This window comes from Bacillus sp. KH172YL63 (assembly GCF_011398925.1).
Classification (GTDB): domain Bacteria; phylum Bacillota; class Bacilli; order Bacillales; family Bacillaceae_B; genus Rossellomorea.
Genome location: NZ_AP022842.1, coordinates 3,748,224 through 3,761,303, shown reverse-complemented (window position 1 = coordinate 3,761,303; position 13,080 = coordinate 3,748,224). Strand labels below are relative to the sequence as shown.

At 47.7% G+C, this 13,080-nt stretch carries 11 protein-coding genes, 1 pseudogene and 2 riboswitches; all 12 genes and pseudogenes read left to right on the top strand.

Annotation, left to right across the window (positions count from 1 at the left end; translation table 11 throughout):
* The first annotated feature begins 491 nt into the window (after window positions 1–491).
* Window positions 492–1,753 (top strand): annotated as a pseudogene (gene ltrA, locus KH172YL63_RS19240) (group II intron reverse transcriptase/maturase).
* Between the two features lie 162 nt (window positions 1,754–1,915).
* Window positions 1,916–2,008, top strand: a riboswitch (cyclic di-GMP riboswitch).
* 120 nt (window positions 2,009–2,128) lie between these two features.
* Window positions 2,129–2,368 carry a hypothetical protein gene (locus KH172YL63_RS19235; RefSeq protein WP_173107607.1) on the top strand — a complete coding sequence of 80 codons (240 nt, stop codon included), beginning with the start codon at window positions 2,129–2,131 and terminating at the stop codon, window positions 2,366–2,368.
* A gap of 128 nt (window positions 2,369–2,496) precedes the next feature.
* Window positions 2,497–3,114, top strand: coding sequence for a hypothetical protein (locus KH172YL63_RS19230; protein ID WP_173107606.1), 618 nt, complete (start codon window positions 2,497–2,499; stop codon window positions 3,112–3,114).
* Window positions 3,107–3,688, top strand: a complete 582-nt coding sequence (locus KH172YL63_RS19225; RefSeq protein WP_173107605.1) for a redoxin domain-containing protein — start codon at window positions 3,107–3,109, stop codon at window positions 3,686–3,688. Before KH172YL63_RS19230 ends, KH172YL63_RS19225 begins: the two co-directional genes overlap by 8 nt.
* A 78-nt stretch (window positions 3,689–3,766) precedes the next feature.
* A complete protein-coding gene (locus tag KH172YL63_RS19220; RefSeq protein ID WP_173107604.1) occupies window positions 3,767–4,147 on the top strand; it encodes a DUF302 domain-containing protein in 381 nt (126 codons plus the stop codon).
* Window positions 4,148–4,250: 103 nt separating this feature from the next.
* Complete coding sequence (locus KH172YL63_RS19215; protein ID WP_173107603.1) at window positions 4,251–5,390, top strand: trans-sulfuration enzyme family protein; 1,140 nt, start codon at window positions 4,251–4,253, stop codon at window positions 5,388–5,390.
* 95 nt (window positions 5,391–5,485) lie between these two features.
* Window positions 5,486–5,604: riboswitch (SAM riboswitch) on the top strand.
* A gap of 358 nt (window positions 5,605–5,962) precedes the next feature.
* Complete coding sequence (locus KH172YL63_RS19210) at window positions 5,963–7,258, top strand: O-acetylhomoserine aminocarboxypropyltransferase/cysteine synthase family protein (RefSeq protein ID WP_173107602.1); 1,296 nt, start codon at window positions 5,963–5,965, stop codon at window positions 7,256–7,258.
* A gap of 36 nt (window positions 7,259–7,294) precedes the next feature.
* Window positions 7,295–8,356 (top strand): homoserine O-acetyltransferase MetX, encoded by a 1,062-nt coding sequence (gene metX, locus KH172YL63_RS19205; protein WP_173107601.1) that lies wholly within the window; start codon window positions 7,295–7,297, stop codon window positions 8,354–8,356.
* A gap of 167 nt (window positions 8,357–8,523) precedes the next feature.
* Window positions 8,524–9,978: a S41 family peptidase gene (locus tag KH172YL63_RS19200; protein WP_173107600.1), complete on the top strand. Its 1,455-nt coding sequence runs from the start codon at window positions 8,524–8,526 to the stop codon at window positions 9,976–9,978.
* A gap of 345 nt (window positions 9,979–10,323) precedes the next feature.
* The gene (locus tag KH172YL63_RS19195) at window positions 10,324–10,893 is read left to right on the top strand and encodes a sugar transferase (protein ID WP_232066216.1); all 570 of its coding nucleotides are present in this window, start codon (window positions 10,324–10,326) and stop codon (window positions 10,891–10,893) included.
* A gap of 30 nt (window positions 10,894–10,923) precedes the next feature.
* Window positions 10,924–12,270, top strand: a complete 1,347-nt coding sequence (locus KH172YL63_RS19190; protein ID WP_173107599.1) for a tyrosine-protein kinase domain-containing protein — start codon at window positions 10,924–10,926, stop codon at window positions 12,268–12,270.
* 15 nt (window positions 12,271–12,285) lie between these two features.
* Window positions 12,286–13,065 carry a tyrosine-protein phosphatase gene (locus tag KH172YL63_RS19185; protein WP_173107598.1) on the top strand — a complete coding sequence of 260 codons (780 nt, stop codon included), beginning with the start codon at window positions 12,286–12,288 and terminating at the stop codon, window positions 13,063–13,065.
* The last annotated feature ends 15 nt before the right edge of the window (window positions 13,066–13,080 follow it).

Below are 13,080 nucleotides of genomic sequence, written 5' to 3'. Positions count from 1 at the left end.
GGTTAGCTTAACGCAAGGGTGTCCGGGGTGACCTGGAATCTGAAGGAAGCGGGCGGCAAACCTCCGGTCCGAGGAACACGAATCTCATATAAGGCTTGTTGCACTGGATGAGTCTGCAATACAAGATGAAGTCCGAACTGTCGAAGGTGCAGAAAGTAAATGAGGCGGATAGATGGAGGGAAAGATTACACTCTTACCCGGGGAGATCTGGCGGATACGCCTTGAACACTTGGTAACCGGAGAAGCGATTCTCCGCTGAACCGCCAGAAGTCAGCCGAGGTCATAGTACCGGCTTTTCTCGAGGAAGCCGGGAAGGACTGAACAATCAAGAGAGTGTCACGACCTGGCTCATGGTAACTGAGAGACTCACAGACAATCTGAAAAGAGCTGTCCATTTAGAGGTAACGGTGAATTCCGTGAGGGCTGGTGGAAGTGTGAGGCAGGGCCATCGAAAGAGGAAACGTGACACACGAAGGAAAGGAATATCAGTGATGTTGATGAATATGATTCTGTCTAAACCGAATATGCTTGAAGCACTGAAACGTGTAGAACGTAATAAGGGAAGCCATGGCGTGGATGATATGCCCGTACAAAACCTGCGATCGCATATCATGCGCGAATGGCAGTCGATTCGCAAGAATCTCCTTGGGGGAACCTACAAGCCGGGCCCGGTACGTCGAATCGAAATCCCGAAACCAGACGGCGGCGTCCGGTTGTTAGGCATCCCAACGGTGACAGACCGTATGATTCAACAATCAATTGCCCAGATACTCTCCGGGATATACGAGCCGACCTTCTCTGATCATAGTTATGGGTTCCGACCAAATCGGAGTGCCCATGACGCCGTTAGAAAAGCGAAGATGTATATCCGGGAAGGATATCGCTGGGTTATCGATATAGATTTAGAGAAATTCTTTGACAGAGTGAATCATGATAAGCTCATGGGTCTTCTGGCGAAGAAAGTAAAGGACAAAGCACTTCTGAAACTGATTCGTTCTTACCTCAATGCAGGAATTATGATAGAAGGTGTAAAGGTGAAAAGTGAGGAAGGTACGCCACAGGGCGGACCTCTCAGTCCATTGCTTTCTAACATCATTTTGAATGAACTGGACCAGGAATTAGAGAAACGGGGCTACGCTTTATACGGTACGCAGATGATTGTAATATCTTTGTCCGTTCGCCAAAAGCCGGTAACCGGGTGATGACTTCAGTGACAACGTTTCTTGAGAAGAAACTTAAACTGAAGGTAAACCGAAAGAAATCTGCGGTGGACCGACCTTGGAGAAGAACGTTCCTTGGCTTTAGTTTTACATCAAATCGCAAACCAAAAGTCAGAGTGGCCTCCAAAAGTATAAAACGGTTAAAACAGAAAATCCGCTCTCTAACTTCCAGATCTTCAGGATGGTCGATGGAGGTTCGAATCAGAAAGCTGAACCAATATTTAATGGGATGGATCGGCTATTTTCAGCTGGCTGATACACACAGCTTCCTAAAATACCTGGATGCATGGATCAGAAGAAGATTGCGAATGTGTCTGTGGAAGCAGTGGAAACTGCCGAAAACTAAAGTCCGTAACCTCATTGCGCTCGGCGTTCCAAAATGGAAGGCGTATGAATGGGGAAATACCCGGAAGGGATATTGGAGGATCGCACAAAGTCCAATACTACACAGAACCCTTGGCAATTCCTTTTGGAATCGCCAAGGGCTCCTAAGTCTTATCGATAGGTATGAAAGTCTTCGTCAATCATCTTGATTGAACCGCCGTATACCGATTGGTACGTACGGTGGTGTGAGAGGTCGGGGATTAATCATCCCCTCCTACTCGATTCCCTGTTTTTTCCGGAACACCGGAATGCTTTGACCTGTTTTCATCTCCTGTTTTTTCTAGTATAATGACAATTATATTCATGCAACATTTCGATAAAGGCAAACTAATTGAAAGATTAGGACGCAAAGCCACGGGTCTTCTATCCTGTTCCAATAAGATAATGATCGCCGGGTTACCGAAAAAATGGACGCGATGACTACTGACTCGAATGTTATTAGCATCATGTAACCTGCCTATAGGTAGGTTATTTTTGTCTTGATATTCGAAATAGTATGATTTGAATCTGTATGAAGGATGATGATGTTGGAAGCACGAGAGATAAAAAGGAAATTAAGAAGTTTTTGCAGAAGAAACCGGACCGCATTGAAGTATACCCAAATAGGGGAATGCAGTGCAGAGGATATCAGTGACCTGTTGATTGAGCGGCTGGGGGTAGACGAGTTGAGAAGGATTCTGGCGGATATTGAAATCATCAGCCGCAGGAATGGAGATACAGTGAAATATTTCATGCTGATCTTGAAAGGAATCAAGGCTGCATAAAAGCTTTAAACCGGATGCCCTCAAGCATTCGGTTTTATTTGTATGGTAAGCCTCTCCGCTTGATTAATCCTTTGAAATTTCAGATAATCATACATAATGGGGTATATAGAAAGAATCGAGGAATCATCATGACAGAAAACTGGTATACGATAGGATCCTTTACTTTCCCCAGTTCCTGGGGCGCTATGCTGGCATCCTTTTTCCTGACATTCCTGTTACTCCACTTCTGGAATCGGAAGGCGAGCGACTGGTATTCCACGGGGATCATCTTATTTATTCTCGTTTGGAAGCTGAGTGTAATCATAGTCGATTTTCAAACCGTCATCAAACATCCGCTGACCCTGATCTATTTCCATGGGGGTACAGTTGGATATTGGTCTGGGTTGCTTGCTGCAGGCGGCTATCTCCTTTTAAAACGGGTCGATCAAATTTCGGTGACCATCCTTGTCTGGTTGATCACAGTCTTATTCTTTGAGCTTGTTTTTCATCTTTTGGAGAAGGAATACCTCATCGGATCAATTCAATTTGTTTTCAATGGCGCGTTGCTTTTATATGTTAAGGGAAAAGTAAGGGGGGCAAAAGGGAATGTATGGTCAGGACAGCTACTGATTGTTTTTACTCTACTGCAGATCCTTTTTCATTCTATTAACGGTGCCTTTGAGTTGACGACGGCCGACTGGACCTACCTTGTTGCAGCAGCATACTTCACCTTTCTTTTATTTGTAAGGAGGAAACAAAGTGAATAAACGGAATTTCGCATTGGCGGTGGTCGCGATTCTGATCGGGATCTTTCTGGTGAACTTCTTTCAAGATCAGCAGGAAAAAAAGGCAAAGGAAGAAGCCGCTCAATTAGCCAATGAATCGATGGATCTCTCGGATGCGGAGCAGGGTCTTGCAAAAGGGGACAAGGCACCGGCATTGGCGCTTGAGACCCTTGACGGGGAAAGTGTGAGACTCTCCGATTATCAGGGTAAGAAGGTGATCCTGAACTTCTGGGCGACGTGGTGTCCGCCCTGCAAGGCAGAAATGCCACATATGCAAAAATACTACGAAAAAAAGGCAGAATCGGAAAATGTCGAAATCCTTGCCGTCAACTTGACTTCCATGGATGAAGGCCAAAAAGCGGTGCAGCAGTTCGTTGATGGCTACGGCCTCACCTTCCCGATCTTGATGGATGAAACAGGCGATGCAGGTGAATTGTACAGGGCCTTCACCATCCCAACCACCTACATGATCGACACCAATGGGACCATCCAGCACAAAATCGTCGGCCCCATGAACGAAGACATGATGGAGAAAATGGTCAAAGGAATGGAATAACCGGAGGGACGGACCTCCCAAAAAGTAGTTTGATCCGATACTCTCTGAGGTATAAAAATGACAGGAGGAGATGTTTTTATGTTTCATTATACAAAGGAAGTCTCAATGAGCGTAAAGGAAGCAGTCGAGAAAGTGGAAGCGGCACTGAAAGAGGAAAGCTTTGGTGTACTGTGGCATCTTGATCTGGCACAAAAACTTGATGACAAAGGATTGGACTTTAACGAAGAAGTCGTCGTATTGGAAGTGTGTAATCCCCATGAAGCGAAGAAGGTGCTTGAAGAGAGCATGCTCGTCAGCTACTTCCTCCCTTGTAAAGTGACCGTCTACACAGAATCAGGGACAACGAAGATCGGTATGGCGAAGCCAAGCAAGCTGATTGAAATGGTCGATTCTGATGAATTGAAGGCTACTGCACTCGATATTGAAAACCGTTTGATCGGATGTTTGGAACGCGTATAAAGAAGAACCTGTTGCCTTGATCGGCAGCAGGTTTTTTTCATGCCACAATCTTCTGAATATGATACACTTTTAAAAATACATCGATTCAGGAAGGATGACAGACATGAATTTCACTACGAAGGTCGTACATAGTCAGTTACAGGGAACGGAGGAGATCCACAGTAAAACGACGCCGATTTATCAGACGTCCGCTTTCTCATTCAGTTCCCTTGAAGAGCTTGAAGGTTTCTATGAAGGGAAGTCCCCTTATCTCTACACAAGAACGGGGAATCCCAATACAGATGAGCTGGGGAACATGGTTGCCGGCCTTGAAGGTGCACCGGCCGGAGTGGCCACATCATCAGGGTTATCGGCCATCCTTGTCGGCATCCTTGCCATTGTCCGCTCAGGTGATCATATCGTGGCTGCCGAGGATTTATACGGCGGCACATTCCATATGCTAAAAGAAGAGCTGAAGTCATTCGGCATCTTGACCACTTTCGTCGACTTTACCGATAAAGATAGCATTGAAGCGGCCCTAACCCCGCAAACAAAGCTCCTATACAGTGAAACAGTCACTAATCCGTTTATGCGGGTAGAGAATATCAAACAAATGGTGAACCTCGCTCAAGAACACAATCTGTTCACCATGATTGATAACACCTTTGCGACACCGTTTTTACAACAGCCTTACCTTGAAGGGGTGGATCTTGTCGCACACAGCGCCACGAAATATATCGGCGGCCACAGTGACATCACCGCCGGGGTCGTCGTCGGAAAGGAAGAGTTGGTAAGGAAGGCAAGAGAGAAGGTCGTCAACATCGGCTCCAATCTGAGTCCATTCGAAGCCTGGCTGACATGCCGAGGGGCAAAAACCCTCGCGCTCCGGATCGGCACCCAGGCCCGCAACGCAGAAACCCTGGCAGGATGGCTTCACAGCAACACCGATATTAAAGAAGTTTATTACCCGACAAACTTATCGACGAAAGGAAACGGGGCGATCGTGACGATCGAGCTTGATGAAAGATGCGATATGAGCACCTTCTTCAAGTCCCTCGGCTGGATCAAAATCGTTCCTTCCCTTGCCGGTGTCGAAACAACGGTGTCCTACCCGCTCGGAACATCCCACCGTGCCCTGCCGAAAGATGCCCAGAAAAAGCTCGGCATCAACACCCACGTCGTCCGGATATCGCTCGGCATCGAAGACGGGGAGGACATCGTCGCTCAATTTGAAGAAGCTGTTAAAAAATCGGTCGAAAAGTAAATAATTAAAAAATTCTAACAATACCCTTGACGCTGAGGTCGGTTACCCTTTATAATTCATCTCAACGCAAGAAATCACACATTGACAACTACATGCTCTTATCCAGAGAGGTGGAGGGACTAGGCCCGATGAAACCCGGCAACCTTCATGTGCGCAGATCGCGTCTCATGAAAAGGTGCTAATTCCTGCAGGCAATTTGCCTGAAAGATAAGAGGAGGACCCTATTCAATTAGACCCTCTTCTTAGGAAGGGGGTTTTTGTTTTGCTCTTTCCGGTAGAGGATCGGGGGGAGTTTGACTGGGCGGTTTGCCCGGTTTTGTTGCCTGTTAAAAATCGGTTGAAGTTTGACAGGTAAAGATCAGCTTAGATTTAACAGTTAAAATTCGGTTGAAGTTTGACAGTAAAAATCAGTTTGGATTCAACAGTTAAAATTCGTTCAAAGTTTAACAGTCAAAAATCAGCCTAAATTCAACAGACAAAATCCACCCAAAATTCAACAGGCAAAACCCTAGGCAAATGCCTAGGCAACACCCTAACCAAACCAAAATCCCAACCCACAGGAGGAACCCAAAATGACCAAATCATTCGACTTCGACACACTACTGCTTCACGGAGGCCAAGAACCGGACCCGACCACAGGATCACGTGCGGTCCCGATTTACCAAACCACATCCTATGTATTTGACAGCAGTGATCATGCCGCAAAATTATTTGCCCTTGAAGAGCCGGGGAACATTTATACCCGGATCATGAACCCGACGGTCGATGTGCTGGAGAAGCGCCTGGCACTGCTCGAGGGCGGCATCGGGGCGCTTGGGGTGTCGTCGGGGATGGCGGCGATTTCCCTGGCGATCCTGAACATTGCGCAGGCAGGTGATGAGATTGTGGCTGCGACAAATCTGTATGGCGGGACGTATAACCTCTTTTCCACGACGCTTCCGAAATACGGCATCAAGGTCCATTTCGTAGATCCGTCCGATCCGGAGAATTTCCGCAAGAGGATCACTGAGAAAACGAAGGCGGTGTTTGCGGAGACGATCGGGAATCCAAGTCTTCACGTGCTGGATATTGAAGCGGTGGCGAAGGTTGCACATGAGCATCATATTCCGCTCATCATCGATAACACGTTTGCGACGCCGTATATTTGTAAGCCGATTGAGTGGGGAGCAGATATTGTCATCCATTCTGCCACGAAATGGATCGGCGGCCACGGGACGGCGATTGGGGGAGTGGTGATCGACGGCGGGAAGTTTGACTGGAATCATGAGAAGTTCCCGGGCTTCACCGAGGAGGATCCAAGCTATAACGGATTGCGCTACGCACAGGATGTGGGTGCGGCCGCCTTCATTACTAAATTGAGGGTACAGCTGCTGCGGGATCTTGGGGCATGTCTGAGCCCGCAAAATGCGTTCCTGCTCCTGCAGGGGTTGGAGACGCTCCATCTCCGCATTGAACGCCATACAGAAAATGCCCGGAAGATCGCCGAGCATCTCGATCAGCATCAAGGGATCGCATGGGTGTCATATCCGGGACTCCCACAGCATCCGTCCCACGGGCTTGCCGAGAAGTATTTGAAAAACGGTGCCGGATCGATCGTTGTGTTTGGCATCAAAGGTGGAAGGGATTCGGGCCGGAAAGTCGTCGACAATATTTCCCTTTGGTCACATGTGGCGAACGTGGGGGATGCGAAATCATTGATCATCCATCCGGCTTCCACGACACACCAGCAGTTGAACGCCGAGGAAATCCGGGCGACTGGCGTGACGGAGGATCTGGTGAGGCTTTCTGTTGGATTGGAATCGGCGAAGGATCTTATTGAGGACCTTGACCACGCAATCGAAGTGGCACTGGAAACCTCTCCTGTATAAGGAAGAAACGACAAACTTGAAAAAGGAGGTGGAGAAATGGATGCGTCCACTGCGTATGAAGTCAGCTCCATATCTCTCCCATCCCTCACATTAGAGTCAGGCACCACGCTGCGGAATGTCGATTTGGCATATGAACGTACAGGAAATAAAGAGGGTCCTGTGATCCTTGTCTGCCACGCCCTCACCGGGACCCATATAGTGAAGGGGACGGATGAGTGCCCGGGCTGGTGGGATGGATTGATCGGGCCCGGTTCTTATATCGATACAAATCACTATCAGGTGATTTCTTTCAATGTCCTGGGAGGATGTGAAGGGAGCACAGGGCCTACGACAAGAAACCCGGATACTGGACAGCCGTACGGTCCGAGCTTTCCTGGCATCACGATCAGGGATATGGTCAACGCTCAGTATGAGGCGTTAAAGCTGCTTGCAGTTCCCCGTATAGAAGCGGTCATAGGGGGTTCGTTGGGAGGCATGCAGGCACTGGAGTGGGGCGTCCTTTATCCTGATTACATCGGTAAAGTATTCGCACTGGCGGTCACGCCCCGGTTGAATGACTTTGGGATTGCATTTAATCACATCGGCATCACCGCGATTGAAGGGGATCCTGCCTTTTGCAATGGACATTACCGTGATGGTTCACTTATAAAAGGATTGGAGATTGCCAGGATGGTCGGCATGGTCACGTACCGGACACGGGAGCTGTTTGACGAGCGGTTCCGCCGTGAGGAAAAGGATGACCGCTTCAGTGTGGAAAGCTATCTGGATTATCAGGGACAGAAGCTAGCAAGGAGGTTTGACCCGAACAGCTATCTGACGCTCCTGAAAGCAATGAACACCCATGATATCGCCCGGGGGAGGGGAGATCTTGAACATGTGGCCGGAACTTATCCGAGCGAGCTGATTTCCATCAGCTATGAAGGCGACAGCATCTATTCCCCTGAGTATTTAAAGGATTTTACCGAGAAGACGTCAAACGGCCGCCACTATTTTATTTCGACAGAATTCGGCCATGACGGTTTCCTCGTTGAATTTGAAAAGTGGGGAGGGATCATCGCTTCCCATTTGAAAAAAGAAGTATTTACCGGCATGAAATGAACCCCCCCTTATCATAACTCGTCCCTCTCCGGCATATAGTGAAATAAGCAAAGACATCGCACCGCCTCAGCGCGTTTTTGTGTGGTGTCTTTTTTCGTTGGAGATCGGGCAGCTGTGGTTGAACGCCTGGTCATTGCCAAAGATAAACATAAGCTGGAGGGGAATATATGAAGTGGACGGGCAGAAAGTTCATCATCACCATCATCGTCAGTATGCTGATCGGTGCAGGGGGCATGTACGGCGGCTTGGAGTGGACCGGTAAGTCCGGGGACGGCGTTGCCCAATTTGACGGAAAAGGTGAGCTGAATGATAAGCTTCACAAAGTCGAAGTGGCTTATGACTTGATCAGCGACAAATTTTATCAGGATGTTGACAAGGGCCGCCTGGTCGAAGGGGCGATCCAAGGGATGCTGAAGACGCTGGATGATCCGTATTCGGTTTACATGGATGCGGAAACGGCGTCTCAATTCAACGATGCCCTGGATTCTTCCTTTGAAGGGATAGGGGCAGAGGTCACGATCATGGATGGCAAGTTGCTGATTGTGGCACCTTTTAAAAATTCTCCTGCGGAAAAAGCCGGACTGAGGCCGAATGACCGCATCATCAAGGTGGATGGGAACAGCATCGAAGGGCTTGATCTTTATGAAGCGACGCTGAAGATCAGGGGTAAGAAAGGGACGGAAGTAATGCTCGACATTACGAGGGAAGGATTGAATGACCCGATCCAGGTATCTGTAAAACGGGACGAGATCCCGGTTGAGACGGTGATCTCGGATGTGAAAGAGGTCAATGGCAAGAAGACCGGTTATATTCAGATTACGACCTTCTCGGAAAATACTGCCGTCGATTTTAAGAAACAGCTGGATGAACTTGAGAAGCAGAAAGTGGAAGGGTTGATATTGGATGTGAGGGGCAACCCGGGTGGGCTCCTCTCCAGCGTGCAAGAGATCCTGAAACAGTTCGTCACAGAGAAGAAACCTTATGTACAGATTCAGGAACGGAGCGGGGAAGTACTGAAATCCTTCTCTAACAGCAAGGATCGAAAAGCGTACCCTGTTGTCGTTTTGATTGATGAAGGAAGTGCCTCAGCTTCTGAGATCCTTGCAGGCGCACTGAAAGAGGCAGAAGGATATCCGCTGATCGGGACGAAAAGCTTTGGAAAAGGGACCGTACAGCAGGCGGTGCCGATGGGGGACGGAAGCAATATTAAACTGACGATGTTCAAGTGGCTGACGCCAAACGGCAATTGGATCCATAAAAAAGGGATCAAGCCGGATATCCCGGTCAGGCAGCCTGATTATTTCTACGCCCATCCGCTTCAAGTGGATAAACCACTGACAGAGGGAACGAATAATGAACAGGTGAAAAATGCGCAGGAAATGCTGCAAGGCATCGGCTTTACGCCGGACCGGGTGGATGGTTATTTCAGCAAAAAAACGGCAAGGGCCGTAAAAGATTTTCAAATCCAGGAAAGCCTCGACGTCACGGGAATCATCGATGCGAAGACGGCAGAGCGCCTCCAGGAGGAAATTCTCGAAGCAGTCCAAAACGACAAAAATGACCTTCAACTCCAGGCGGCCCTCGAATATATCGACCGTACTGGAAAACGGGCGGCTCAGTAAAATATAAAAGAGAAAGATTCCATTTTTCAGAATCTTTCTCTTTTTTTAAGTTTATTGGGAAAAAAGGAGGGGTATTGGGTAGGAGTGTCGAATAATATAACTAAATTTACCAATGTTAGGTTCTAATTAACCATATGGAGGTGAAGTGTCAACAAATTGAAAGAAAAGTAATGCATATATAGTCCTTCTCCTAAATATAGTAGACTAACAAAGTCCTGGATTAATAGAGGATGTTAAAGGAGGTGAGGAAACGTGATAGAGCAGGATAAAATGAAAGAATCTACCATTTCCTTCCATCGGAGGGCTGTAACCCTTGAAAGGGAGAGGCTGAATGGTAAACGGATAATGGATATTCTGATCAGCTTGGTTTCTATCATACTATTAAGCCCGTTCTTCCTGATCATTTCTGTACTCATATTCATTTTCGACGGACGGCCGATCCTGTTTAAGCAGGTTCGTTCAGGTGTCCATCATACCCCGTTCACGATGTATAAATTCAGAACGATGAGAGAATCGAAAGCAGTGAGCTATCAATGGAAAGACAAAGTCCCGGATGACTTCGTTTTCAAGCGGGGAAGCAACCCCAATATCACTCCTTTAGGAAAGATCCTCCGTAAAACGAGTCTCGACGAACTCCCCCAGCTGTTCAACGTGCTGAAAGGGGACATGAGCATTGTCGGCCCGAGACCGGAAGTCCCCCATATCACCAACTTCTATGATCATCATCAGGCGCAGCGCCTTGCTGTTAAGCCTGGAATGACCGGGTTCGCCCAAATCAACGGACGATCCGACATCAATCACGGACAAAAAATAGAATATGATTTGTATTATGTATATAATCAATCGATTGGATTGGACTTCAAGATCCTGTTGAAGACTTTCTCCATCGTTTTGCGGCGTAAGGGTTCTTATTAAAGAACACCTGTGGTGGAAAGGAGTGTAGGGGTGGAGCAGACATTCAATTATCAAGCTTTGATGAAAGAGCTGAAAAACGGCTCGAAGTTCATCATCCTAACCACTTTGTTCTCGACGGCCTTGGGAGCCTTCATCACATTTTTCCTGCTTTCTCCCGTTTATGAATCCAGGACCGATCTTCTCGTCAATGGAACGGTTGTGAAAGAAAATGGTGAAAACCTGTCTTTGAGCGAAGTGGAAATCAATATACGATTAATCGAAACATACAGCATCATGATCAAGAGTGACCGCATTATGGATAAGGTCCTTGCCCGTCTTGATGACGGACTGAGTAAGGAAGAGTTAGTGAAGCAAACGAGGGTGCTCACCAATGAAAACTCACAAATCCTCACCATCATCGTCGAAAGCCCCGATCCGAAGCAGGCAGCCGATACTGCGAATATGGTGGCCGATACGTTCAAGAAAGAAGTGAAAACGGTCATGGATGTAGACAATGTCCATGTCTTATCAGCAGCGCGCCCCACTGGAGATCCGGTGCGTCCGAATAAAGCCGTCAACATCCTGCTGTCTATGGCAATTGGGTTTATTTTGTCTGCTACATGGGTTCTCTATAGGAAACACTTTGATATGAAATTGATATCGATCCATGAAGTAGAGGAAGCCCTGTCGCTTCCCGTGCTGAGCGGCATCCCTCACATGAAGAAGCCGAAAAGGGCAGATGAGGGTCATTCTTATCATCTGTTGAAAGAAGGCGAGGTTCATTCTCCCCTTTCAGAAGCGTACCGCTCACTAAGGACAATCATTCAATATAAAACGAAGCCGAGTGGGCCGTATTCCCTGATGGTGACAAGCAAGCACCCGAATGAAGGGAAGTCATTGACCAGTGCGAACCTTGCAATCGTCATGGCCCTGGATCATAAAAAAACAGTCTATATTGATTGCGACTTAAGAAGGCCGGACGGACAATTCATTTTCGGCATCAGCAGCCGAAAAGGGGTGACGTCATATTTGGAAGGGTACTCGACCGTCAGTGAAATCGTATCGAAAACCCATATCCCCAATTTATCGGTCATCGTCGCAGGGATCATCCCGCCGAATCCGTCGGAGCTCCTTTCATCGGGGAAGATGGATCAGCTTCTGGAGGAATTGAAGAAAGACTATGACTATATCATCATCGACAGCCCGCCGATGGTCGTTTCCGATTCCCTCAGTCTCGCAAACAAGGTGGATGGATGTGTGTTCGTGGTGAATGCCAGGAAATCAAAGCGGGATGAGGTCACCGACGGAATTCAGCAGCTGCAGCACATACAAACCGATATCCTCGGTATCGTATTAAACGAAATCGCCAACGGGAAGAAGGTTCATTACTACTATTAATAAGGAGGAAACCACATGATCGTTGATATACACAACCACATCCTGCATGGGGTCGATGATGGACCAGAGACGCTTGAGGAATCGATATTAATGGCCGAACAGGCAGTGGATGCCGGCATTACCCATGTGATCGCCACGCCACACCGGGAAAACGGGCTCCATCTGAACCGGGCGAAGCCGATCATCCATCAAGTGATGGAATTCAATCGGGAGCTGCAGTTCAGGAGCATCCCCCTCACTGTCCTGCCGGGGATGGAAATCCATCTGTATGGGGAGGTGGCCGAGGATCTACAGAAAATCGACTCGGTGCTGTTGACCCTGAATGAAACCAATAAATATGTACTGATCGAGCTGCCGGACAGCCATTATCCTTCTTACACGGAACTTATCCTCTATAAGCTTCAGTTGGTCGGCTACGTCCCGGTCATCGCCCATGTCGAACGGAATGAAGAGTTGAGGAAGAAACCTGAGCTTCTCTACTCTTTATTTCAAAAAGGGGCTCTTTTCCAGGTGAACGCAGGGAGCATCCTCGGGAAGTTTGGGAAAACGATTCAAAAATTCGTGTATGAGCTCATTAAGTATAATCACGTTCACGTCGTAGCATCCGACGCCCATAATCTTCGTTCCAGAAACTTCACATTGGCGGAAAGCTATAAAGCGATCCAGCATGAATTTTCGGCCATGTACACCAACTATTTTCGGGCCAATGCGATTTATATCGCAAATGGGATGGACTTCTCAAGCTTTCAACCTGAAAAGATGAGAAGAAAACAAAGGCTGATCGGGTTCAGGTGAGTACATTTCTGCGAA

Excerpts from the sequence above, each read along its gene's own strand:
- KH172YL63_RS19235 (WP_173107607.1), top strand. The coding sequence starts at position 2,129 with ATGTTGGAAGCACGAGAGATAAAAAGGAAATTAAGAAGTTTTTGCAGA.
- KH172YL63_RS19230 (WP_173107606.1), top strand. The coding sequence starts at position 2,497 with ATGACAGAAAACTGGTATACGATAGGATCCTTTACTTTCCCCAGTTCC.
- KH172YL63_RS19220 (WP_173107604.1), top strand. The coding sequence starts at position 3,767 with ATGTTTCATTATACAAAGGAAGTCTCAATGAGCGTAAAGGAAGCAGTC.
- KH172YL63_RS19215 (WP_173107603.1), top strand. The coding sequence starts at position 4,251 with ATGAATTTCACTACGAAGGTCGTACATAGTCAGTTACAGGGAACGGAG.
- KH172YL63_RS19210 (WP_173107602.1), top strand. The coding sequence starts at position 5,963 with ATGACCAAATCATTCGACTTCGACACACTACTGCTTCACGGAGGCCAA.
- metX (WP_173107601.1), top strand. The coding sequence starts at position 7,295 with ATGGATGCGTCCACTGCGTATGAAGTCAGCTCCATATCTCTCCCATCC.
- KH172YL63_RS19200 (WP_173107600.1), top strand. The coding sequence starts at position 8,524 with ATGAAGTGGACGGGCAGAAAGTTCATCATCACCATCATCGTCAGTATG.
- KH172YL63_RS19195 (WP_232066216.1), top strand. The coding sequence starts at position 10,324 with ATGGATATTCTGATCAGCTTGGTTTCTATCATACTATTAAGCCCGTTC.
- KH172YL63_RS19185 (WP_173107598.1), top strand. The coding sequence starts at position 12,286 with ATGATCGTTGATATACACAACCACATCCTGCATGGGGTCGATGATGGA.